The sequence below is a fragment of the Thermincola ferriacetica genome (assembly GCF_001263415.1).
Taxonomy (GTDB): domain Bacteria; phylum Bacillota; class Thermincolia; order Thermincolales; family Thermincolaceae; genus Thermincola; species Thermincola ferriacetica.
Genome location: NZ_LGTE01000031.1, coordinates 1 through 25,204, shown reverse-complemented (window position 1 = coordinate 25,204; position 25,204 = coordinate 1). Strand labels below are relative to the sequence as shown.

Here is a 25,204-nt window from a genome sequence, read left to right as displayed (position 1 = left end):
TCCGGCCAATACACCCGGAAAATTTTAATCCTCGGCCAGTTTTTGCTTCAGGAAATCAATCATCTTTACCGGCGTCGGGTCAATACCATACAAGGTGGCCAGGTATACACTCATGTAATCGCCGGTATAGGTCAGGGAAAAAGTCCTGGCCAGGCTTGAATTACCTGAGGAATAGACCTCTGTAACGCCACTTACGGCATCTTTGATAATAGTCTTGCTGATTTCTATCCGTTTCTGCACCCTGGGGTGGTCTGCCCGGTCGCGAAGAATAACCACTTCCAACTGTTTTAAAACGTTCTCCGGTTTTTCAAAACCAACAATTTCGTTGTGGTTTAATTCAGGCAATACCGCCCAGTATGCCGGGGCCTTGGCATTTTCGTTAATCTGGCCCTTCCAGCGCTGCGCCACCACTTCGGTAGTACCGCTAACACCCCATATGACCGGCAGCCTGTTATAAAACCTCGTGGCCAGTTGTTTGGCCAGGTTCTGCTCGACGGGAACAGCAGGTTTTAAGTGTTCCCGTAACACCCGCAGGTGCCCGGTCAAATCTTTTATCTCATCGCCGGCATCGGGAAGTAGACCTATCTTTGCCATGATCACAATAGTTGGTATAAGCAGGTACCCGGTGGCAGCCCGCGGAGATATGCCCCCCGGCACCTTGATTACAGGATACCCGTCGGCCTCGGCCATTTGGCCCAGTTTGCCCCCGGTCGTCAGGACAATGATTTTAGCCCCTTTTTCCTTGGCCTGGGCATAAGCGCTCAGGGTTTCTTCCGTATTACCGGAATAACTGACGGCAAACAAAAGGGTACTTGCGTCAACAAAAGCAGGCAGGGTATAATCCCTGTTCACGATGACCGGGACAGCGGCTTTGCCACCGGCATATACTCTTAATAAATCGCCGCCGATGGCTGATCCGCCAAGCCCGGTAACCATGACGTTTTTTATTTCCGTCGCGGTAAAATTTACGTCTATGGCCTGGGCAATTCTTTCTGCTTCCTCACATTGTTCCGGGAGGTTCCACAAGGCTTTGAGCATACCGCCGGGATCGTTGCCCGCAATCAATGCCTCCTGGTTTAAATCCACCCCATTTGTCATCTGGATTCCTCCTTTGGTAACCGACATCTTTTGTTCTCGTTACAGTGCCCTGTAACGGTGAAATAACCGTTGCTCATGATTGACCTTTCTGACTGGCTTCCAGCACGTCTTCTACATAGGCTCGCAGTACCTCAGCCACTCCCCACGCCTGGGAAAAGCAGCCTTTCGGCCGGAACGGCGGATCACCGTCAAAAATTTCTGATATTGAACCGAGTCCATGTTCCCGCAAGTGAGCTTTGAAGGGAAGGATAAACTGCTGGGCCACTTCCCTGCTCTGAGCCGAATAATCATTGACTTTCCGGTAGGCGGTAATAAAATGCCCGATGAGCCAGCTCCACCCGGTACCCTGGTGGTAGGCGGCATCCCTGGCTACCACGTCTCCCTCATAAACCCCCTTATAACCTGGAAAGCCGGGCGCCAGGCTGCGCAGACCATAGGAGCAATACAGCCGCCTCCAAACCGTTTTTACCACCGCTGCTTCCCTGGAATGGTCCAGTAGAGAAAAGGGCAGTGAAACGGCAAAAATTTGGTTGGGCCGTATGGCAGCGTCTTTATAATCTCCTTTTACCACGTCATACAGGTATTTACCCTCCTCGTTCCAAAAGACCTGCACAAAGTTTTTACGGACTTTATTCGATAGCGATGAGTAATCCCTGGCCTCTTCCCCGTATTTCCTGGCTAATAAAGCTGTAACCTGCAGGGCGTTAAACCAGAGGGCATTTATCTCCACCGGTTTGCCTTCCCGCGGGGTAACTACCCAGTCTCCCACTTTTGCGTCCATCCAGGTCAACTGCGTTCCTTCCGTACCTGCGGCAATAAGTCCGTCGTCATCCATGTGAATATTAAAATGAGTACCTTTCTGATAATGATCTATTATCTCTTTTAAAACAGGGAAGATCGTATCCCTGACAAACTCATCGTCCCCCGTATATTGCAAGTATTTATAAACGGCGAAAAAGAACCATAGCGGGGCATCCACCGTATTATACAAAGGTTCCATCCCTTCATCGGGAAACATATTAGGTATCAGCCCATCTTTGCAATATTTGGCGAAGGTACGCAGAATTTCCTTTGCTTCCTCAAAACGGCGCGTGACCAGCGTCAGGCCGGGCAGGGCGATCATAGCATCCCGGCCCCAGTCCGTAAACCACGGGTAACCCGCAATAATAGTCTTGGCCTGTGTCGATTGCCTGTGTACAATAAAAGAATCGGCAGCAAGGACCAGCCGGGCGGCAAATTCGTCATGATAGCCCGCCTTCTCCACCAATTGGGCCAGCCTTTTCTCAGCCTCTACCTGTTTTAGCAGGGAATTCGATATTTCTTTCTCCTCCGTGGAAGCAATAATGCTTACACTGTCTCCGTTCTTCAGGTTGACAAGAAAACTGCCGGGCATATAATGGTCTTCCCAGGGATCCAATCCCCGCCGGCTTTCAGTACGGTAAAAAATATTCTCAAACCAGTAACCCGGGCCTTTTGCATAAAAAGCGCGGTCCGAATACAGGTGCAGCCGGGGTGCCCCCGGATAAGCCTCGATGAATGTGCCGTTTTGCCTGGTGACCTGATGAAAGGGCCAATCATTTTTGCGCACCGTATGGTGATAATGCCGGCAATTCACAAAGGGGGTAATTTTCAGGGTAAAGTCTGTATCGTCAGGGCAGAAAACAGAGTACCTTACCACCGTTGTATTGGACCCATAAACCATAAAAATATACTTTTCCAGCATTACATCCTCTACCACATAAGTAAAGTGTGGAAACGGGTTCAGTTCAAAGGTTTGGATGTATTTGAACCCCGTAGGGTAAACCCCCGTTGCCGTCTCATTGGCCCCCAACTGATAGGATTTCCCGCGCAGCAACACTTCTTCTTCCAGTTTGGCCAGGAGCAGCGTTCTTTCCCCTGGCGGGCGTAAGGCCGCAAAAAGCAGGCCATGGTATTTACTGTTATTGGCTCCGATAATTGTGCCGGCAGCAAACCCGCCAAGGCCATTGGTTACAATCCAGTTCTTGTAAATACCTCTTTCTACATTTCCCGCTTCAATCCTGCCAAAAATCATGGCTTTTCCTCCCTGTTCCCGCTATCCAGAAATTCTAAAACCGCCAATATAAACATGGCATGGGACCAGCTTAAAGGAATTATCCAGGCCGGCCGGCCGGAATTGCGGTCTACCTGTTCAGGCAGTAACCCTGTTTCCGTCCGGTGGTTAATTGCCCAGCGCAAGAACAGTTTGGCCTGTTCCCGGCGCTGCGCGCGGATCATATAAATAGCCAGCCACAGCGTAGTGTTTACCCACGGGTTGCCGCCAATGTAATGATCGTTTTCGTACCTTTTGATGCCGCCGGTCCGCGGACAGGTCAGTACCCGTTCAATCCAGTCCACCGTATGTTTTATTTTTTCGTCGACAGGGGAGAAAACCTCAAAGGGGTAAACCAGACCTAACAGGCTGGCATCTGTCAAATCATCTTTCCAGATCTGGAAAACTTCGTAACCTTTCTCCCTTTTGAAAGTGGCAACCCAGTTACCCTGCTGCCGGTGGTACTCGTATTCTCCACGGTCAACAGTTTTTTTGACGGTACGTATAAAGGATTTTTTTTCCTGGTCCCATAAATACTTTACTATTCCATGGGCTATATTGAGAGCGGTTTTGTGCCAATTATCAGCTTCCTGGTCATAGCCCAACTTTCTGGCCATATCAGCCGCTCCCATAAGCCCCCCGTAAACAGCGGCAGCGGAGTAGGCATGTTCACCGAGCCGTTCTTCCCATAAATCAAAACTGGGCAACGGCAGGGCCGTTTCCCGGTCAACGAACGAAGATAAAAAGACCGCGCCCTTAAAAACCGTTGGCCACAACTCCCTGAGAAAATCCATGTCTTCATAAACCAGAACATACTGCCATATACCCCACAGCACGGCGCCCGTCTGGTCAACCTGTTTTCCCCAGCCAGGAGCCAGATTCCCCTCTGTGTCATAGCGCTGGTACCAGTCTCCCTCGGGCAGTTGGGTCCGGGCCGCCCAACGGTAAAACCTGGCGGCAATGTCCCCGTAACCGGCCCTGGCCATCGCATCAGCCACAAAGACACAATCCCGCGGCCAGCAGTACCCGTACCCGCCCGATTTTATGTACTTTTCATCCATTTCAGGGGCTGCGATTATACCGCCGTTCTCCCTGTCACACAGGAGCCCACCGACCAACAAAGACCTTTTATATAAAGCATTCAAATCGGCATCATCAGTATGAACCTGCCTGCCCCTGGCCAAAAAAGCGGTCCAATAGTGCTTGGTAGCCGCAAACAATTGACGGTAACCCTGCTGCCGTGCCCACTGCAATTTATGCCCCGTCTCCGCCCATGTTTTTCCCGGGCAGAAAAACAGGGTCAATTCGGTTTTCTGGCCTTTTTCCAGACTGCCCAAATCCCATACCTGGCACCCTTCTGGGCTCATATTCAGCACAGCCCCGTGCAAATATCCGTCATGGGCATCGTCCAGCGCGCCGGCGCCGGCCTGAAATCCGTTATTGGCCCTATCTCCGCCGACTAGGAAATAGTAACCGCGCCCGTAATAAAGCAGGGCATCATACTCGGCTGCGTACAGGACCCCGTTTCCGTAAGGGTTGTTTTGAAAATTGAAGGCGGCAAAACAGACAAACCTGGCAGGTAGCGCCCCATCAGAAAGGTTGCCTATCTCAAAATGCCGTACCAGCACATCGCGTTCAGGCTCCACAAAATCTACTACCCTGACCTGAACCAGCCCGTCATGGCTTTGCAATAAAGTTTCCACAACATTGGTATCTTCACAATATGATTGTTCATGCCGCCACAATCCGGGGTCAGTCAACCACCGCATTGCACCGTGCATGAAAATACCCGCAAAACTGTTCTGCAGATGTTGGAAATTATCAATATGGGGCCAGAAAATCCGGTAAAGTTCCGTATTTCTGCCCAGGGTGGCCAGCATCCTGCCATTGCCGATGACCGAACTGATCAGATACGGTTTTTCCATCAAAGGTTACCACCTACCAGCAACGCGTTTAAGCATTTGTTCGCTTGAGATCATAAACTGACGTCATATTTAACAAAAAGGCCTTCCATGTATTCGAGGAAATTTTCCCACCAGGAGGGCCGGACCTGCGGAGGCCCTACCGGGTAAAGCATAGCCAGCCTGCCCCTGCCGGGATCAAAGCTTTTGAGCATTTTCTCCTGTGTATGGAGCCCTTTTTTCGGCGCCAGGATATCGATTACATTCGGATTCAAGGGACTGTTTTGGCCTCCTCCGAAATTCCACTGGGTTACCTGCGCCATCACCTGTCTGTAATTATCAGGTCCGGAACCATCCTGAGAACCTACCAGAACATAATAGGCCCATTTTTCCGGTTGGCCGGCAATGTATTTTTTGGGCACCGTAACCCGGATGGTCTGCTTATCGGGCTGCAATTTAGCCGTAACCCCTACTGATTTCCCATCTGACGTTTCGTAATCCGTTGAAGAATATACTGCTGTCTTGCCAAAGCTGACGACCTTAATCAGCGAAGTCCAGGGATATTGAGGGCTGAACTGTACATTTGCGCCCTGTTTAAAAGTTTCAATCCTACCGTTTTCTGACCCGTCGGCAATGTATATCTGGATTATCTGGTGGCTGAACCCTTCGGCAGCTCCCCAGGGATTTGTTATCCTGCCTAATTTTATATCGAAAAAATATTTATCTTCTTTGGCAGACACGGTAAATTTTAACAGGTCAAAGTGCCCTGATTTAGGGTCAAAGATAGAATCTGTAGGGTATTTATAAGAACCTGGACCATAATCATCACGCGCCGGATCCGCCATTTCGAAAATCACGCGCTGGGCATGATACCTTTTTGCGGTGAGGCCGTGCAGTATGTACCCGGCTCCCGTTAATATGCCGGCAATAACAAGAAAAAGAGACGCCGTAAAAATAACTTTAGATTTTTTATCCATGACAGCCCTCCGCTCCTTAAGTCCCGCTCCCTAAATTATGTCAGTCAGTTGTTCTCCCCCAAAAAATATTTCCCTTTTAATTATCCTGCAGTAAAAACTTTTCGATAACATGGGCAACGCCATCGGCTTCGTTATCCAGGGTAACATAGTCAGCTACCTTCTTGACTTCATCCCTGGCATTACCCATCACGACACCCAGACCGGCATATTCGATCATGTCCAGGTCATTGTAACTGTCGCCCACAGCAATCATTTCTTCCCTGGCAATGCCGAAAATCCGCCCCAGTTCTTCCAGGGCGCCGCCTTTATTGGCTTGCGGATGCATGAACTCGAGGAAATGGGGTTTCGATTTGGTAACATATAGCCTACCGGCAAACTTCTCCCGACATTCTGTAAGAAGTTTATCCAGATGAGCCGGCTCTCCGATAAATAACAGTTTGGTCGGATCAGCGGTTAAAAATCTACGCAAGTCACCGACAGGATTCAGCTCTACCCGTGCCAGATTAGCATACCCGATACCTTCTTCAGTTATGCCATCGACAAAAAGGGTATCGTTCAGGTAGACATTTATATGTATTCCGCGGGCATAACCGATATGCAAAACTTCCTGGGCCAGTTCCAACGGAACAGGTCTTTCCACCAGCACCTGCCCCGTATCGGCAGTTTTCACCAGGGCCCCCTGGTAAGATATAATCGGATGATGAAGATCTAATTCCTGGGCAAAAGGTAAAGCGGATTTAAACATCCGCCCCGTAGAAATAATCACCAGCTTGTTTCTTTTTACCGCCTCAGTAATTGCCCTTTTATTGGCCCGGGATATGGTCAGGTCGTCCCTTAGCAACGTATCATCCAAGTCTATTGCAATTAATTGATAACCCAATGTAATTACCTCCGTTTACGGTTAATGGTCACGGACCAGGGCTGAGAGAAATCCGCTGATAATGGTTAACAACAGAGAGCCGACCAAAGCGGCGAAAAACCCTTCTACCACGAAACCGTCTACCACGACGGAAACCAGCTTGAACATAAGAGCGTTCACTACAAAGGTAAACAGACCTAAGGTAAGGAAATTCAAAGGCAGTGTAAAGAACAAAATTACCGGTCTGATGACGGCGTTTACGATACCCAAAACCAGCGCCGCCACCAGCGCAGACCCAAAACCGGAGATCATAACGCCGTCAAGCAGGTATGCAGTAATAAACAAAGCCAGCGCATTAAAGAACCAACGCAGAGCCAAACCTTTCATAACCCCACCCCCTTTTCAAGGTAATTAAGGTATTGGCTTGCAATTCCATTATACTACAAAGAAACATTTTTACCCAAAAAGTTTAGACTTTTTTTTACAAAGTTTTTATGTAAAATTTTCTTGCTAATTTTCCCCTGTCTCCGGCCTTTTGTTTATATACGCCAGATAAACTATTACAATTATTGATACCGCTGCCAGCAGGCCTATTCTCAAACCCGGTTGGATAATATACCGGTAAATGCCGACATACCCAAACAGGACAAAAACTCCTGCCGAAAAAGCCTTGACCGCTTTTTCAGGAATACGTTTGCCTAAAACTACACCCACCAGTATACCTATGACATTGGAAATCATCATCCCCATTGTTGTCCCTGCCAGAACCCACCAAAGCGAATGGTACTTGGCCGCCAGCGCAATGCTGGCCAACTGGGTTTTATCCCCCATCTCGGCCAGAAAGAAGGCAATGGTTACAGTCCAAAAGGGGTTAAAGTAGTGCTTTTCATCTTCTCCTTCCAGCTTGTCCCCCCTGATAGTCCATAAACCGAAAAAGACAAAGGACACGGCGGCGGCAACCTGTATGTAATTTAACGGAATAACGGTGGTCAAATAGTTGCCCAGCGCCACCGCCAAAAAATGATTGGCCAGAGTAGCCACGAAAACACCTAACAGGACTGTACCGGCTTTAAACCTGGTGGCAAAGGCCATCCCCAGCAGTTGGGTTTTATCGCCCATCTCTGCCAGCACTACGAAAATCACTGAAGCCCACATGGCATCCATTTCAGCTATCCCTCCGTTAATTTAAATTAATCAGGGCAGTGGTTTGAAAAATTACGCTTTATAGCTGGATTACATAAAACAAAAGACCTTTGCGCACGCCAAAAGCGCGCCAAAGGTCTCGTTTAACAGAAATCTCTGCCGGTAATGCCAGGCCCCGCCGGCCAGTCTGTTGACATTACCCTGCGAAACTACGCGAAACTACTCCCCAGAGGCTTGAGTATATCCCTTTGCCATTTATTTATATAATACTTTATTTCTGTCCTTTGCGCAACAGAATTTTATTGTTGAAAATGTTTTATCAGGGGAGGAACCACCTGCTTTTTTCTTGATAACACGCCGGGAAGATAAGCCACCCTTTCCCTAACCTCTGCCTGGTAAGCTTCCCCAACCAGTTCCGGGTTGGGTCCGCTGATTAAAAGGTAGGTGGCTTCTTCTATCAAATCTGTAACCATCAGCAACACATAATCAGCTCCCTCGGATTTGCGGACCCCCTCCATTTCCTGTAGGAGGCTCTCTTTTAATTCGTCAATACCTTCAAGTCCCAGCACACTTACCTGGCCAATACCGAACTGCAGGTCGCCCACCAGAAATTTTTTATAGTCACTGGCCACAATTTCCCGCGGACTGCGGCCGATAAGAGATGAAGTCTTTTTAAACATGGTTATGCCGAACTGCACAGGGTCAATACCGGCCAGTTTGCCAAGCATAGCCGCCATATCGCGATCCACCTGTGTACAGGTGGGCGATTTGAAGACCACCGTATCCGACAATATACCGGCGCAAAGAATACCGGCAATTTCGAGGCTGGGTTCTATACCGTGTTCCAGGTAGGCCTTGGCAATAAGCGTACAGGTAGAGCCCACAGGCTCATTTCTGAAAAGAATGGGTTCTCCCGTCTGTATGCCGCCAACCCGGTGGTGGTCCACTACTTCTAGAATTTGGGCCTCTTCGGCCCCTTCCACAGCCTGACTCAGCTCGTTATGGTCCACCAAAATCACTGGCTTTTTGCTAAACCCAAGCAGGTGATAACGGGCAATTTCGCCTACTACCCTGTTCTGTTCGTCCACGACAGGGTAATTCCTGAACCGGGTATTGAGCATCACTTTCCTCACTTCATCCAACAGGTCATCTTCCTGAAAAACCACCAAGTCTGTAGTATGCATAATAGCGCCCACGGGAATGCTCATCAACAGCATCCGGGCAGTTGTGAAAGTATCCATGGGCACACCTATTACCGTAGCGCCCCTTTGCACGGCTTCTTCTCTAACGGCAGGGCTTAATGCAGCTCCCCCCGTCAAAATGAGGCATGCGGCCCCTTTTTTCAGCGCAGCCAGTTGGATTTTTTCGCGGTCACCCACAATCAGTATGCAGTCAGGACAAAGGTACTTTTCCATAGTCTCCGTTTCCATGGCACCGATAAGCCCTGTTCCGTTCAATTCCTGAGCCGGATTGCCAACCAACAGGGTCCCTGACAGAGTTTGCACTACGTTACTGACCGTAGCGCAAATATGGCCCAGGTCTTTTTCTCCCAGGTCAGCCAGGTATTTGTCGGCAAAATCGCCAACTGTAACCAGTCCCAACAAATGGTTGCCTTCATCTACAACAGGCAACGTTTTTATTTTCCGTGCACGCATCAACTTCCATGCTTCCCATACGGGCATATCAGGCCGGACAACGGTACAACCCCCGTTACCGTTCACCAGGTCTCTGGCCCGGGTATATAAATCAGGCAACAGCCTCGGAACCTCCACCTTGAAATAATCAAGCACAAATCTGGTTTCCTCATTTATTGCCCCTGCACGGCAGGGAATAGCCGGATACCCCAGCCGCTGCTTCAGTTTGGCATAAGCAATGGCAGCACAAATAGAATCGGTATCCGGGTTTTTATGGCCAACAACATAAATAGCCTTTGTCATTCCAGTTCTCCTCTCCCTATTTATCGTGATGATGCAGGTACTCCCAAACCTGCTCCGCCAAAGCTTCACTAATGCCTTCAACTTCCGCGATTTCCGCAGCGCTGGCCTTGAGCAGCTTTTCAAAAGACCTGAAATGCTGAATAATCGCTTTTCTCCTTTTCACGCCAATTCCCGGTATATCGTCAAGTATTGATTTCAGGCTGTGTTTACCCCGCAGATGGCGGTGGTAGGTAATGGCAAAGCGGTGAGCTTCATCCCTGATCCGCTGCAGCAAATAAAGGGACTCCGAATTGCGGGGCAGGACAATGGGGTCTGCCCTGTCCTCGGCAAAAAGCAGTTCCTCCTCCTTGGCGAGACCAAAAGTTGGTATAAAACCGTAACCCAGGTTAATCATAACTTCCCGGGCCGCATTCAACTGCCCTTTACCCCCGTCGATTATTACCAGGTCTGGTATTTTGGCAAACTTGGCCTTGGCCGGTTCAAGCATGCCCTCCTCTATCGCCTCAAATTCTTCCCTGGCTTTGCCAAACCTGCGCCCGATTACTTCCTGCATACTGGCAAAGTCATTGGGGCCTTCCACAGTTTTTATTTTAAACCGACGGTACTCGCTGTTCTTAGGCTCGCCATCCTGAAAAACGACCATGGAACCCACAGATTCGCGTCCCTGGGTATTGGATATATCATAACACTCGATTCGCCTGGGGACCCGGGGTAAATCAAGGTATTCCTCCAGGCCCAGGAGAGCACCCTCCGTTCGCGCTCTGGATTTCTCCATTTCCAGCCTGTGCCGGGCCAGTTCTTCACGGGCATTTTTCTCCACCAGTTCCACCAGTTTAGCCTTATCTCCCCGCTGCGGCACCTTGACCTGAACCTTATTTCCCCTTCGCTCGGTCAACCACTTTTCAATTAAAGAAATCTCCGCAGGCCTGACAGAACAAAGGATTTCTTTCGGGACGTACTCTACCTGCAGGTAATACTGTTTAATAAAATCTCCCAAAATCTCGGCAGAAGGGTCGTCACCCACTCCTTCGAGAATATAATGTTCCCGGCCAAGCAGTTTGCCGCTCCGGACAAAAAAGACGCTGGCGCAGCAGTCCTCGCCTTCCCTGGCCAGACCGATAAAATCCTGGTCTGTCAGATCAGCCACTACAACCTTCTGTTTTTCCACAATTGCCCGCAAGGCCTTGGCCTGATCCCTGTATAGAGCCGCCCTTTCATACTCCATCTGCTCCGCGGCTTTCGTCATTTTGGCCTCAATTTGCTTAATCAGTTCTTCCTGGCGCCCTTCCAGGAAAAGAACTATCTCGTTGACCATATCCCGGTAGTCCTTGACGCTGATTTGATTATTACAGGGTCCCAGGCATTTTTTAATATGGTAATTCAGGCATGGCCGCGCATTCCGGTCCACATTCTTTTTTTTGCAGGACCGCAGGGGGAAAACCTGCTTAAGAACCCTTAAAGTCTCGTGCACGGCTCCGGCATTTGTGTAAGGGCCGTAATACCTGGCGCCGTCGCGCACCACCCGCCGAGTCATGAAAAGCCGCGGAAATTCCTCATCAACGGTTAGTTTCAGATAGGGATAGCTTTTGTCATCCTTCAGGCGGACGTTGTACCTGGGCCGGTGCTTTTTGATCAGATTACATTCCAGAATCAGCGCCTCGATCTCCGAATCGGTGAGAATATATTCGAAATCCTCCACCTGCGCTACCATACTGCGTACTTTGGGAGAATGGGCCCGGCTGGACTGGAAGTAAGACCTGACCCTGTTTTTTAAGGAAACAGCTTTGCCGACGTAGATGATATCTCCGTCGGCATTTTTCATCAGGTATACGCCGGGTTTATCCGGTAACAGTCTCAACTTGTCCTGAATATCCATTCCCTTCACGCTCCAGCACTTTCTTGAGGAAATGTCCGGTATAGGATTCGGATACAGCCGCCACCTCTTCCGGCGTTCCCTGCGCCACTACCCTCCCGCCCCGGTCGCCGCCTTCCGGCCCCAGGTCTATGATATAGTCGGCTGTCTTGATAACATCCAGGTTATGTTCAATAACCAGCACCGTATCCCCGGCTTCCACAAGGCATTCCAAAACACGCAGCAGTCTGTCAATATCGGCAATATGCAAACCGGTGGTTGGCTCGTCTAAAATATACAGGGTTTTCCCGTTACTCCGGCGGCTCAGTTCCGTAGCCAGCTTGACCCTCTGCGCTTCACCGCCTGACAGGGTCGTTGCCGGCTGGCCGAGGCGAATATAACCAAGCCCCACATCCTGTAAAGTTTTCAGCTTCCGGTAAATCCTGGGGATATTTTTGAAGAATTCCACTGCTTCATCCACTATCATATCCAAAACATCAGCAATGTTTTTTCCTTTGTAGCGCACTTCCAGCGTTTCCCGGTTGTACCTCTTACCCTTGCAGACTTCGCAGGGCACATATACGTCAGGCAGGAAATGCATTTCAATCTTGATAATACCGTCCCCTTTGCAGGCTTCACACCGGCCACCGCGCACGTTAAAACTGAACCGGCCGGGCTTGTACCCCCTGGTTTTGGCCTCAGGTGTCTGGGAAAACAGTTCCCTGATACCATCAAAGACCCCTGTATAAGTAGCCGGGTTGGAACGCGGCGTCCGGCCAATGGGGGACTGGTCAATATCAATCACCTTGTCAAGGTGTTCCAAACCCTTGATGTCCCGGTGCGCCCCCGGTTTTGTTTTGCTGCCGTGGAGTTCCAGGGCCAGACGTTTGTATAATATTTCATTGACCAGTGTACTTTTGCCGGACCCTGACACGCCGGTGACACAGTTAAAGACACCCAGCGGAATACGGACATCTATATTTTTCAGGTTATGCTCCGAAGCTCCCCTGATCTCCAGCCATTTGCCGTTGGGTTTACGCCTGAACAAAGGCACAGGAATCTTTTTGCGGCCGCTTAGGTACTGGCCGGTTATGGACTTGTCTGACTTTTTGATCTCGTCAATGGGACCGGCAGCAACAACCTCCCCACCGTTGGCTCCGGCGCCAGGACCTATGTCAATTATATAATCAGCGGCATACATAGTATCTTCGTCATGCTCAACCACAATAAGGGTATTGCCCAGGTCCCTGAGCCTCTTCAGGGTATTAATGAGACGTTCGTTATCCCGCTGATGTAAACCGATACTGGGTTCGTCCAGGATATAGAGAACTCCTACCAATCCAGAACCTATTTGCGTGGCCAGCCGGATTCTCTGGGACTCCCCACCCGATAGAGTACCGGCAGAGCGGTCCAGGGTAAGGTAGTCTAACCCCACATTGACCAGGAACTTCAGTCTCTCACGTATTTCTTTCAGAACCTGCCGGGCAATGACCTGTTCCCTTTCGGTCATCTGCAGCCTGTTAAAAAATTCAAGGGCTTCCGCCACGGAAAGCCTGGTCACGTCGTAGATTGACCTACCGGCAATCTTGACGGCCAGCGACTCTTTCTTGAGCCTGGCCCCTCCACATTCCGGACAGGGGGAAGTACTCATGTATTCTTCAATTTCTTCCCTGGCCCAATCAGAAGTAGTCTCGCGGTAACGCCGGGCCAGGTTGTTAATAACACCTTCAAAAGACGTGTTGAACCTGTGGTCACGCCCCTCTTTGGCAAACCTCATTTCTATGGGGCGTCCACCGGTACCGTATAAAACGATATGAACCTGCTCCGGGGTCAACCTGTCAAAAGGGGTATCCATGGAAAACCCGTAGGCCCGGGCTACAGCCGCCAGGGCCTGGGTATAGTACCCGTTAGGTGTACGGCTCCAGGGCACTATAGCCCCCTCTGCCAGTGATTTGGATTTGTCGGGCACGACCAGGTCCGGATCAATCTCCATTTTGAAACCCAACCCACTGCAGGCAGGGCAAGCCCCGTAAGGGTTGTTAAAAGAAAACATCCGCGGAGCAATTTCCGCCAGGCTTATGCCGCAGTCCACACAGGCAAAATTCTGGCTGAAGGTAATTTCCTGCTGATCAATTACATCCACTACAACAATCCCGCCGGACAGGCCTAACGCCAATTCCAGAGAATCGGCCAGACGCCTTTCGATTTCCGGCTTGATAATGACCCTGTCCACTACCACCTCAATGGTATGTTTCTTATTTTTATCCAGCTTTATCTCTTCGGAAAGGTCCCTGATTTCCCCGTCAACCCGCACCCGTACGTAACCCTGTTTCCGGATGTCCTCAAACACCTTTACATATTCGCCTTTACGCCCCCGCACCAGGGGAGCCAGAATTTGCACCTTGGTCCGTTCCGGAAACTGCATCAAACGATCCACCATTTGGTCCACCGTCTGTTGGGCGATGGGCTGTCCACATTCCGGACAATGCGGATGCCCGACCCGGGCAAAGAGAAGACGCAGGTAATCGTATATTTCAGTGACAGTGCCGACCGTTGAACGCGGGTTCCGGCCGGTTGTCTTCTGGTCTATGGAAATGGCCGGGGAAAGACCTTCAATATAATCCACATCAGGTTTGTCCATCTGCCCCAAAAACTGGCGGGCATATGCCGACAGTGATTCCACATACCTCCTCTGCCCCTCGGCATAAATGGTATCAAAAGCCAGGGAGGATTTCCCCGAACCGGAAAGCCCGGTAACAACAACAAACTTATCCCTGGGAATTTCTACATCTATATTCTTCAGGTTGTGTACCCGGGCGCCTTTTACAATTATCTTGTCTTTAGCCATTTTTTAGCGCCTCCAGTGCAAGATCGTTTTTCGGTTTGGCTATGCCGCGCAGTTCGCCCCTGAGTTCAATAAGCAGGTCTCGCAGTTCGGCAGCTTTCTCAAATTCCAGGCGTCTGGCGGCAGTCTGCATCTCTTTTTCTATCTGGGTAATCAATTTGCGCAAATCCTTCTTGGACATCTTGGCCGTATTTCTACCGGCTACGTATTTTTCCGTCGGCTCAGCCACCTTTAGGGTAGCTTCGATCACATCCCGCACGGCTTTCTTGACAGTTTGCGGCGTAATGTTGTGCGCTTTGTTATAATCCATCTGGATTTTGCGCCGGCGGTTTGTCTCGTCGATGGCTTTTTTCATTGACTGAGTAATGGTATCAGCATACATAATGACCTTGCCTTCCGCGTTGCGGGCAGCCCGTCCGATGGTCTGAATGAGGGAACGTTCCGAACGCAGGTAACCCTCTTTATCAGCATCAAGAATGGCGACCAGGCTGACTTCGGGCAAATCAAGGCCTTCCCGCAGGAGGTTGATGCCGACCAGAACATCAAAAACACCGAGCCGCAGGTCTCTGAGGATTTCCATCCTTTCCAGGGTCTTGATGTCAGAGTGCAGGTACCTTACTTTTATGCCTACCTCTTTCAGGTAGTCCGTGAGGTCTTCCGCCATTTTCTTAGTCAGGGTGGTGATTAACACCCGTTCGTTTTTCTCCAACCGGGCATGGATTTCCGTCAACAGGTCGTCTATCTGTCCCTTTGTGGGCCGCACCTGAATTTCCGGGTCAACGAGGCCCGTAGGCCGGATAATCTGTTCGACCACCCGCGCGCTGTGTTCCTGTTCATAGGGGCCGGGAGTCGCCGAAACATAGACTACCTGGTTGATATGTTTTTCAAATTCCCCAAATGTTAACGGCCGGTTGTCATAAGCAGAAGGCAGGCGGAAACCATGTTCTATTAAAGCGCTTTTCCTGGACCGGTCGCCTTCGTACATACCCCCGATCTGGGGTACGGTAACATGGCTTTCATCTATAATCATCAGGAAATCATTGGGGAAATAATCCAACAGGGTATAGGGGGGTTCCCCCGGGGCCCGGCCTGTTATATGCCGGGAGTAGTTCTCTATCCCGGAACAGTACCCCATTTCGCGCATCATTTCAATGTCAAAATTGGTTCTCTGCTCCAACCGCTGAGCTTCCAAAAGTTTGCCCTGACTGCGGAGCTCATTTAACCGCTGTTCCAGTTCCGCCTCGATATCCCGAATAGCCCGCTCCAGGTTTTCCTGGGAAGTAGCGAAGTGACTGGCAGGATAAATGGAAATATGGTTGCGTTCCCCCAGGATTTCACCGGTCAGGGTATCAACTTCCACTATACGGTCGATTTCATCACCAAAAAACTCTATTCTTACTGCTCTTTCCGTATAAGAAGCAGGAAATATCTCCACCACGTCACCGCGGACCCGGAATTTTCCGCGGATGAAATTGATGTCGTTCCTCTCGTATTGGATGTCAACCAGCCTGCGTAGCAACCTGTCCCTGTCCATGGCGCTCCCCCGGCGGATGGAAACAACCAGGTTTTTGTAATCCTCCGGCGAACCCAGACCGTAAATGCAGGACACGCTGGCCACTATAATGACATCGCGCCGTTCAAAAAGGGCTGCTGTTGCCGAATGGCGCAGTTTATCTATTTCTTCGTTGATGGAGGCATCTTTTTCAATATAGGTATCCGTTTGCGGTATATAAGCCTCAGGCTGGTAATAATCATAGTAGCTCACAAAATATTCAACGGCGTTTTCCGGAAAAAACTCTTTAAACTCACTGCACAATTGGGCAGCCAAAGTCTTGTTATGGGCAATCACCAGAGTAGGTTTATTAACCTGGGCAATCACATTGGCCATGGTGAAGGTCTTGCCTGAACCGGTGACCCCCAGCAGCGTCTGGTGCCGGAGGCCGGCGTTAATCCCTTCCACAATTTCTCTGATGGCCTTTGGCTGATCCCCTTTCGGTTTGTATTCCGAAACCAGCTTAAACTCCATTTTTTCTTCCTCCCAAACCATTAAACCATACCTGCCTAATCATTATATCACACCGGTTTCCAACAATACAAAGGCCACCCCGCTGAAGGATGGCGCCAATAACACCATATGAAAAACGTTTAAGCCAATTCGTTTAGTTTACCACCCAGCAGTTGACCGGAAACAGCAAAGAGGACCAGTTCGGGAATGTACCCATAACCGAGACCGGCCTTAACCCTAAGTACAAAAATCAGCGGTACCGTCAGATGGACGGCCAAAAACCATCGCAATGAGAATTTACGGGCGCCGGAACGCCAATAACCCATAGGAATATTCAACAACCAGGCAGCGAAAGAAACCAATCCTATTGCCATGGTTTCATACATCCAATTTCACCCACTCAACGAAAGATACAAATATAATATAGCACAATTACATCACCAGGAAAAGGGTAAAAAGTACATTCGACTTAACACCGCCCTAACTCCAATCACCTCAATCTAAAACCAGATACGGTCGGAGCCGGGTCACTTTATCAGAGAGTCATATAAAGCCCGTACCTTTTTAATATCTTCCCAGACCGGCCGTTTCTTGGCCGGGTCCCGTAATAAAGCAGCCGGGTGGAAAGTAGGCATTATCCGAATACCGTTTTTCTCGTACCACCGGCCTCTGTCACGGGTAATTCTGGCTCCGCGGTCAATGATATTCTGAATGGCTACCGAGCCCAACAGCACTATAATTTTTGGTTTAATAAGCGCAATTTGTTTTTCCAGCCAGGGTTTGCAGGCATCGGCTTCCTGCGGCGCCGGCGTCCGGTTGCCGGGCGGCCGGCACTTTACAATATTGGCTATGTATACTTCATTCAACTGCCACCCGCCGGCCAGTATAATTTTATCCAAAAGCTGACCTGCTGCCCCGACAAAGGGCAAACCCTGCCTGTCCTCCTCAGCGCCCGGGCCTTCACCTATAAACATAAGGTGCGCATCGGGATTTCCTTTGCCAAACACAACCCCCCTACAGCCGGCTCGCAGACCGCACCGGCAGCAATCCCTGGCCAAAAGGGAGAGCTGCTTCAGATCACTACAGTTCTCTATTGCAGCCAAAAGTTCAAAATCGTTCATTTCCACCATCTCCGCTTAACCCTATTGGCAACGTTAATTTCCCGGTAAGAGACATATTCCCCCGGTATTCCGGCCGGCGAGTGCCGGGACAGTACAAAATATTCTACTTAATTTCCATTACTTCCTCTTTTTTCTGGAATTTTCTTGAACCAGAATGACGCTCCTGCCAAATCTCCCGCGGGGTATTTCCTCGAATTCGGCAATAAAAACTGGGCATTCCACAAAAATCTTAGGGAATACCCATACCTACTTTTGCTGATTAACCTGTCTGCAACACAAATTTGGCCTTTCTGAAATCGGATTTGCCCGATGATAAAGCCAATATTTTGGTCAATATTTTATCCCGCGTTTCGTCAACGGCAGCAAAATCCATGGCATCTATATAATAGGTTTCCAGTTCATCATGCAGCTTTTTGGCTTTACTTATAAACCTAATGGCTTCCTCTACCTTTTGATTGAACCTTTTTTCCGCGTCGTTAACAGCGGCGCGATTTTTCTCCACTACCTGGGGCGAAACACATTCCAGCATATCGATAATACGGTCGCCGTCCCGCGTAGGCTCAACAGTATGCGGCGGCATACTGTTAATCACAGCTATGTTTATCTCCGGAATCACCACCATATCCAGGCTCTCGGGGTCAAGTGAACAATGATAAATATCCACGTTATAACCCCGGTCCGCAGCCGCCTGGGCAATTTTCTTAAGCAGGGTGGACTTGCCCGTCCCCGGCTGACCTTTAATTATATACCTTGTACTGATCCCTTCAGTAATGTTGTCAATATAGTTGACCAATCCTTCCGGGGTGATGGCGCTGGCAAACATATGCCTGGTCACCGGCTGTCTGCTGAATATTTCGTTGATAATTGAATTCGCCACCTGATTGGCTTTGGTATAATCCATGCCTTCTGCATAATAATCTTCCCATTCGTCATGTATTGTTTTGGCTTCTTTGAGACACTTATATGCTTCCCGGAAACATTCCCATACCTCCTGACCGCACTTTATAATGGCTTCTTTGTTTTGCCGCAGCATTTCTTCATCCCAGAATTCGCCCAGGTTGATAATCTGGTCCACGGCGCCGGGATTTTTGGGGTCAACTATATGGGGTGCTGTCCCGTCAACCATGGCCAGTTTTAAATCTGAAACGACTATTCCGTCAAGAGAATCGTTATCAGAAGAGCAGCACAAAAGCTCCACATTGTATCCCCGGTCTGCCAGGGCCAACCCGATACGTCTCATGAGAGACGATTTACCTGTTCCCGGACCTCCTTTAATGATGAATATGCGATCCATATCCTGCAGGACCGAATCATAGAACGAGTAGAACCCCTGGGCTGTGTTCCCGCCTGGAAAAACACGTTTGATGCTTCCTCCTCGCGACATCAAACTGGCCTCCTTTAAATTATTTTTGGCCGGACTGGGCCATAGTTTTTCACTACTCTCATCATATACAGGGACGAGACGAAAGGTGACACAGAATCGGGAGGTTTCAGTGGGTAAACTTATGCCAGATTTTTGGCAGGAGGCCGGCGGACTTCATTTCCATATATGTATTTTCATACCCTTGCGGAACAGGAATAACACCCAGCACCTGGTTGGGTTTAAAGGGCGCTGTTTTTCTCTGCCACCGCTGTTTGGCCCAGGATAAAAATTCTACCTGCAGGTATTTGGGACGCAGTATCAAAACTGCCTCTATATCGGCCTTCGAGTTAACCGGAATCCCATTGATGGAATATATCACATCCCCCGGCATGATCCCCATGTCGTCTGCCAGGGTGTGGGATACCGCTTCCAGCACCATCACGCCGTCGCCGGTATGGGTGAAAATGGGTTCTTCCCGCAATTCCATGCGCTGCCCCAGGTAAATCACCAGTTCATGACCCAACGGCGCAAACAGGGCCGCTAGCATCTGAACAAACCTGTGCTTGGCTGAAATTAAGGCCAGGCCCAGCAAAATAAGGCTGTAAATACTTAAATTACGGGCAGAAATCCTGCTTTTCTGCCTGGGTGTCCGGGCTATGGCCATATCGCCGTAGCCAAGGGCGGCCAAAACAGGCATCAACGCCGGGACAACAAAGAGATGCTTGCCCAAATAGGGCTTTATCAGAGGTCCCCAATCGGGTAAATAAGGCAGTTGCAACACACTCTGACCATCTATCATATCTGTGGTAACAAGCGTCAGGGCCATTAGGGGGATAGGCCAGAACTTCTGCAAAGTAAACCCGCCCACCACGGCAGTTGATTTTTTGGTGCGGGTATAAATAGGGATGGCCCCCCTGTGCCCGCTGACCAAAATCAAAAAACTTTCCACCATATGCAAAATTGCTATCAAGGCCATAAGTTGAGGTACCTTTACACCCGGCGGATAGCCAATCAGGACACCGGTTAAACCAATTATTCCACCGGCATAGGAGAAACATAAAAATCTGGGATTGATAAGCATGAGGAACAATGCTAAAGGCCAAATATAACCTACACCAATGTTATCAAGGGAGACACCTGTAAGCACTAAAAGAAAACTCCCTATTATACCGCCCAGGATGCCAAAAACCGTAGAATAGAAGGTATCAAGAATAACACTCCCGCCACGCAGCCCAAAAAAGGCTTCCCTGTTTTTGGCAATTCTTCGGTGCTGTATGCCCACCAGGCCAACTATCACCAAGAACAGCGGATTGAAAATGGATTGGACAATCCCTTCCAAAATCCGCAGCGCCACATCGAACCACAGCAACATAAGGGCCACTCCCATCCGGTTTAATTTACCTCAACCACAAGAAGCCACGGGTTTATAAATTACCGTGGCTTCTGTATGGGTTAATCTCTTACAGATTTTTCTTCCAGAATAGAAATTGCCTTTTCCAACTGCAAATCCTTTTCGCTGTTTTCGGGAAGCTCAACTTTTACATCGGGCTGAATTCCTTTTTTATGAATATCCCTCTTCTTGGGAGTTAAATACTTGGCAGTAGTCAGTTTTAACCCGGCCTTGTTTTGGAGGGTATAAATTGATTGGACAACACCTTTGCCAAAAGTCTTGGTGCCAACCAAAGTACCACTCCCGGTATCTTTGATGGCGCCCGCCACAATTTCGGAAGCGCTGGCGCTATTTTCATTGATCAATACGACAAGCGGAAGTTCGATCCTTTTATCATCCGCCTCATAGTACTCATCACTGCCTGTCCGGTATTCAACGTATACAATAGGCCCTTTGGGAATAAATTTATCTGCTATCCTCACCGCAGATTCCAGATCCCCTCCCGGATTGTCCCGCAAATCCAGGATCAGTCCTTTTGGCTTATGGGCCAGGACCTCCTGCAAAACTTTATCCAGTTCTTCGTCCGTATTGGAAGCAAACATGCTGATAGCAATATACCCTATCTTGGTATTAGGCAAAATTTTACCTTCCACCGTGGGTACTTCAATCATTTCCCTTACTATTTTGAAATTCAGGAACTTGTTGGTTTGTTTCCTGAATACCTGGAGAACCACTTCCGTACCCACCGGTCCCCGCATTAAACCAACAGCGGTATCAAGGTCCATGTCTTTTGTATCTTTATCGTTTACTTTGGTTATAATGTCACCGGCCTTAATTCCGGCCTTTTCCGCCGGAGTGCCCTTAATGGGTTCGATGACGGCTATATGTTCGCCTTTCATGGAGACAATAATGCCAACCCCGCCAAAACTGCCCTGCATCTTTTCCTGGAGCTCTTTAAACATTTTGGGGGGCATATAAACGGAGTAAGGGTCTCCCAACGAATCCACTATGCCTTTAACGGCCCCTTCCACCAGAGTTTCTGTTTTTACCTTCTCAAGATAATTCCTCTCAATCAAGGATATGACTCTGGCCAAGGTGCCGACATTGTTATAATTAGTAATCAATGCCCCTGTTACCAATCCGCTGGCAACTACCGATAGGATAATAAATACAGCCAGTACTCCGAGAAGGACTCGTTTGCCTTCGCGCAACCTGATTCACCTGCCCTGGTTTCTAACACAATTAATTGCCTGTTTCTAACACAATTAAATATATGTATTATACTACAATAATATTAGTAAAAATACAACAACGAGTTACCTTCTCCTGCTATGTCTACAAATATTTTCTTGGATTGACAGGGGTGCCGTTTTCCCTCACCGAAAAGTCCAAATGGGGGCCGGTACTTAAACCGGTACTGCCCACCTCAGCAATTTTATCGCCCTTTTTAACTTCCTGACCCTCGCTGACCAGTTGAGAAGATAGGTGAGCATATGTAGTAGTCAATCCGTCACCGTGGTCGATTACCACAACCTTGCCGTATCCGCTCATCCAACCTACAAAGGTTACCGTTCCGTCATCGGCAGCCTGTACCGACGTGCCGGTGGGGGCTGCTATATCAATACCGTAGTGCATTCTTTTCGTACCTAAAATGGGGTGTACACGCCAGCCAAATTCCGATGTAATCCGGCCGTCCACAGGCCATATAAACTTCCCGGTACCTTTTACAGTGGTATTTCTTTTTCGCGTTAACTCCCTGATTAATTGGTTCAGCTTTTCCGTTTCTTCTTCTAATTCTTCATAAGCCTCTTGGTATTGGGCTTTCCGGGTACGAATATCCTTCAGCATTTCATTACGGCTGGCCAGCTTTGTTTGTAAAAAACTTTGCCTTGATTCGTAACGGTTTTTAATAGATCTGATTTCATTTAATTTTACTTCCAGATCGGCTTTTTTATTTTCAATGTCTTTCTTTTCCGCCTCGATGTCTTCCACCAGTTTGGAATCCTGTTCCACAATTCGTTTTAAAAACTCAAAGCGGGTAATGAATTCCGTGAAATCGCGCGAACTCAAAAGTACTTCCAGGTAACCGATTTGTCCGTTCATGTAGATGTCTTTAACCCTGACATTTAAAACTGCTGACCTTTCCGCCAGCCTATCCTCAGCTTCGGCCAGTTCGACCTTCACTACATTATACTGTTTTTCCGCAGCAGCCAGTTGCTCCTTAATTTTTCCAATTTCCGTCTGTACGGCATCTATGTCCTTGTCCAACTTGTCCAGTTCCTGCAGGACCATTTTTTCGTTAGCCTTTTCTTCTTTTATTTTTTTCTGGGCGCTCTGCATTTCATTTTGTGTCTGTTGCTGCCGGCGAATAAGGTCATTCAAAGAAGAGGCATACCCCGGTATCACACTGCCTGTCATAAAAACGCCTATTACCAGCGCAGCAACTAAAGACCGCCACTTGCATAGGGACATGACCAAACCCTCCCCTTTCAAACTCTGAGAAACTTGTGCATGGAAATCCCGCTGCCGACTGCGCCTAGGAAGGTGCCTACACCCAGCAGCGAAGCGCTTATATTTATTAAAAACCGCATATCGGTACGCAAGCCCATAAAAGCCAGATCTCTCTGCAGGTAATCAGCCAGGGTTAAATAGGCAAAACACACCACAATAACGGCAAGCAGGGCGCCAACAAACCCCAGGATCATACCTTCCAGCAGAAAAGGCCAGCGAATAAACCAGTTAGTGGCCCCAATCATTTTCATGATCTGAATTTCTTTCCGGCGGGCAAAAACCGTTAGCCGAATGGTGGTAGCAATCAGGAAAATAGCCGCCAAGGCCAGCAGGACAATAACCGCTACGCCGATGGCCCTTACCCATTTGGTAACAGCGAAAAGGCGTTCAATTACTCCTTGGCCGTAATTGACTTTCTCAATGCCGGGTATTTTGGCAATTTTCAAAGCTATAGGTTTTACCTGTCTAGGGTCCTTAACTGTAATTCGATAGGAATGAGGAAGGGGGTTATTACCTCCCAGAGCCCTGACCATCCTGGACTGATCACCTAACTGTCGGCGGAACTCTTCAAGAGCCCTGTCTTTTGAAATAAACTCGATATTGGCTATACCGTTGATGGATAAAATTTTGCTTTCCAGGGCACGCGCCTGTTCCAGGTCAACATCGTCCTTTATAAAGGCTGAAATTTGCACATTTGACTCAAGTTTAGAAGCCAGGTTGTTGGTATTAATCACCAAAAGCAGCGAAACGCCGACTATAATCAATGACACGGCCATTGTCCCCACGGAAGCCAGTCCGATCCAGCTATTGCGGCGCAGGGATTTAAAAGCCTCCGTCAGGAAATATCCAAGGGTCCTAATTCTCATAACCGTATACCCCTCTTTGTTCGTCTCTGGCAATACGTCCTTTTTCCAACGCTATAACCCGTTTTTTCATGTTATCGACAATTTCCTTGGCGTGGGTGGCCATGATAACAGTCGTACCACATTTGTTTATATCGTCCAACAGCCTCATTATTTCCCATGAAGTATCAGGGTCAAGGTTGCCTGTAGGCTCATCAGCTATAATCAAAGGCGGGTTATTTACTATAGCCCTTGCTATAGCCACTCTTTGCTGTTCGCCGCCGGACAATTCCGAAGGCATCACGTCCGCCTTTTTTTCAAGACCGACCATGCTCAACGCGCTTGGCACGGCTTTTCGTATTTCCCTTTTGGAAGCTTCTATAACCTCCATGGCAAAAGCCACATTTTCATATACAGTTTTGTTGGGCAGCAGCTTGAAATCCTGAAAAATCACCCCGATAGAACGCCTTAAATAGGGTATCTCCCTAGGACGAATACGGCTGATGTTTTTGTTATTGAACATAATCTGTCCCCTGGAAGGAGCCTCTTCTTTTATGATAAGTTTAATAAAAGTCGATTTACCTGCCCCGCTCGGCCCTACTAAAAAAACAAATTCTCCTTTTTCTATCCTCGTTGTGACGTCTGTCAGCGCCCTCGCACCGTTCGGATAAAATTTGGAGACGTTGAGAAAGTGAATCATATTTTTCTTCCACCCCAACAAGCATTTTCGGTAATGCGATAATTAGTGCGTCTTTACACAAGCCTATCTTGATTTTTCGACACCTTGTAGCAAATTCCTCTTTTTTTCAGGCGGTTTTCTGGCTTGGGGCGGTAAATTTCCGTTTGCCGGGTAACTATGGCTCCTTCAAGTAACGGATACCCCGTTTTGCTTACTTTGCATTTAAAGCCAGGTGCGGTCGATGTTTTTTCAATATTTTCAAGTACGTCCATTGGAGGGGTGGGTGGGGTTCTCCGCTACCTCAGAGCTTTATGCTGCTGCAAAACCTAGCCAGGCAGGCAGCGTTCCCGAACTCGATGGCTCATGTTGCAGTTTCGGCGGAAAAACCGCTGCACATAAAGTAAACGTTGCTTAAAAGTTACGGGCGGAGACAGTGTAAACTCCGTTCGGTTGAAATTGCCGAACCCGGCCAAATCGTCATCCGTGACTCAATGGCCGGGTTTCCGACGTCCGTGTCGGAAACGGCAATTTCAAGCCCTCACTGTCGTAAACACAGGCTTGCCGCCCTCCACTAAGTCGCAACTCATCACTTTAATGTGCAGCGGTTTTT

19 protein-coding genes are annotated in these 25,204 nt (G+C 48.8%); all 19 read right to left on the bottom strand.

Annotation, left to right across the window (positions count from 1 at the left end; translation table 11 throughout):
* Positions 1-24: 24 nt before the first annotated feature.
* Positions 25-1,098 carry a bifunctional phosphoglucose/phosphomannose isomerase gene (locus tag Tfer_RS14240; protein WP_052218977.1) on the bottom strand — a complete coding sequence of 358 codons (1,074 nt, stop codon included), beginning with the start codon at positions 1,096-1,098 and terminating at the stop codon, positions 25-27.
* A 73-nt stretch (positions 1,099-1,171) separates the two neighbouring features.
* Positions 1,172-3,151: an amylo-alpha-1,6-glucosidase gene (locus tag Tfer_RS14235; protein WP_052218976.1), complete on the bottom strand. Its 1,980-nt coding sequence runs from the start codon at positions 3,149-3,151 to the stop codon at positions 1,172-1,174.
* On the bottom strand, positions 3,148-5,094 hold the full coding sequence (locus Tfer_RS14230; protein ID WP_052218975.1) for a glycoside hydrolase family 15 protein: 1,947 nt from the start codon (positions 5,092-5,094) through the stop codon (positions 3,148-3,150). Before Tfer_RS14230 ends, Tfer_RS14235 begins: the two co-directional genes overlap by 4 nt.
* A 50-nt stretch (positions 5,095-5,144) precedes the next feature.
* On the bottom strand, positions 5,145-6,047 hold the full coding sequence (locus Tfer_RS14225; protein ID WP_052218974.1) for a glucodextranase DOMON-like domain-containing protein: 903 nt from the start codon (positions 6,045-6,047) through the stop codon (positions 5,145-5,147).
* A 76-nt stretch (positions 6,048-6,123) separates the two neighbouring features.
* A complete protein-coding gene (locus Tfer_RS14220; RefSeq protein ID WP_052218973.1) occupies positions 6,124-6,927 on the bottom strand; it encodes a Cof-type HAD-IIB family hydrolase in 804 nt (267 codons plus the stop codon).
* A gap of 21 nt (positions 6,928-6,948) precedes the next feature.
* The gene (locus tag Tfer_RS14215) at positions 6,949-7,293 is read right to left on the bottom strand and encodes a phage holin family protein (RefSeq protein WP_052218972.1); all 345 of its coding nucleotides are present in this window, start codon (positions 7,291-7,293) and stop codon (positions 6,949-6,951) included.
* 123 nt (positions 7,294-7,416) lie between these two features.
* Positions 7,417-8,070, bottom strand: coding sequence for a TMEM165/GDT1 family protein (locus Tfer_RS14210; RefSeq protein ID WP_052218971.1), 654 nt, complete (start codon positions 8,068-8,070; stop codon positions 7,417-7,419).
* A 278-nt stretch (positions 8,071-8,348) separates the two neighbouring features.
* The gene (locus tag Tfer_RS14205) at positions 8,349-9,986 is read right to left on the bottom strand and encodes a putative manganese-dependent inorganic diphosphatase (protein WP_052218970.1); all 1,638 of its coding nucleotides are present in this window, start codon (positions 9,984-9,986) and stop codon (positions 8,349-8,351) included.
* A 16-nt stretch (positions 9,987-10,002) separates the two neighbouring features.
* Positions 10,003-11,862, bottom strand: coding sequence for an excinuclease ABC subunit UvrC (gene uvrC, locus Tfer_RS14200; RefSeq protein ID WP_052218969.1), 1,860 nt, complete (start codon positions 11,860-11,862; stop codon positions 10,003-10,005).
* A complete protein-coding gene (gene uvrA / locus Tfer_RS14195; RefSeq protein ID WP_052218968.1) occupies positions 11,825-14,686 on the bottom strand; it encodes an excinuclease ABC subunit UvrA in 2,862 nt (953 codons plus the stop codon). The genes uvrC and uvrA overlap by 38 nt, the downstream gene beginning before the upstream one ends.
* Positions 14,679-16,709: an excinuclease ABC subunit UvrB gene (uvrB, locus tag Tfer_RS14190; RefSeq protein WP_052218967.1), complete on the bottom strand. Its 2,031-nt coding sequence runs from the start codon at positions 16,707-16,709 to the stop codon at positions 14,679-14,681. The genes uvrA and uvrB overlap by 8 nt, the downstream gene beginning before the upstream one ends.
* Before the next feature lie 119 nt (positions 16,710-16,828).
* Positions 16,829-17,074 (bottom strand): hypothetical protein, encoded by a 246-nt coding sequence (locus Tfer_RS14185; protein ID WP_013121558.1) that lies wholly within the window; start codon positions 17,072-17,074, stop codon positions 16,829-16,831.
* Positions 17,075-17,215: 141 nt separating this feature from the next.
* The gene (locus tag Tfer_RS14180) at positions 17,216-17,809 is read right to left on the bottom strand and encodes a uracil-DNA glycosylase (RefSeq protein ID WP_052218966.1); all 594 of its coding nucleotides are present in this window, start codon (positions 17,807-17,809) and stop codon (positions 17,216-17,218) included.
* Positions 17,810-18,068: 259 nt separating this feature from the next.
* Positions 18,069-19,193 carry a PRK06851 family protein gene (locus Tfer_RS14175; RefSeq protein WP_052218965.1) on the bottom strand — a complete coding sequence of 375 codons (1,125 nt, stop codon included), beginning with the start codon at positions 19,191-19,193 and terminating at the stop codon, positions 18,069-18,071.
* A 106-nt stretch (positions 19,194-19,299) separates the two neighbouring features.
* Positions 19,300-20,544: a PDZ domain-containing protein gene (locus Tfer_RS14170; protein ID WP_052218964.1), complete on the bottom strand. Its 1,245-nt coding sequence runs from the start codon at positions 20,542-20,544 to the stop codon at positions 19,300-19,302.
* Between the two features lie 80 nt (positions 20,545-20,624).
* Complete coding sequence (locus Tfer_RS14165; protein ID WP_052218963.1) at positions 20,625-21,773, bottom strand: S41 family peptidase; 1,149 nt, start codon at positions 21,771-21,773, stop codon at positions 20,625-20,627.
* Positions 21,774-21,897: 124 nt separating this feature from the next.
* A complete protein-coding gene (locus tag Tfer_RS14160) occupies positions 21,898-23,034 on the bottom strand; it encodes a murein hydrolase activator EnvC family protein (RefSeq protein WP_052218962.1) in 1,137 nt (378 codons plus the stop codon).
* Positions 23,035-23,051: 17 nt separating this feature from the next.
* Positions 23,052-23,939 carry a permease-like cell division protein FtsX gene (gene ftsX, locus Tfer_RS14155; RefSeq protein WP_052218961.1) on the bottom strand — a complete coding sequence of 296 codons (888 nt, stop codon included), beginning with the start codon at positions 23,937-23,939 and terminating at the stop codon, positions 23,052-23,054.
* Positions 23,929-24,615, bottom strand: a complete 687-nt coding sequence (gene ftsE / locus Tfer_RS14150; protein ID WP_052218960.1) for a cell division ATP-binding protein FtsE — start codon at positions 24,613-24,615, stop codon at positions 23,929-23,931. Before ftsE ends, ftsX begins: the two co-directional genes overlap by 11 nt.
* Positions 24,616-25,204: the final 589 nt, after the last annotated feature.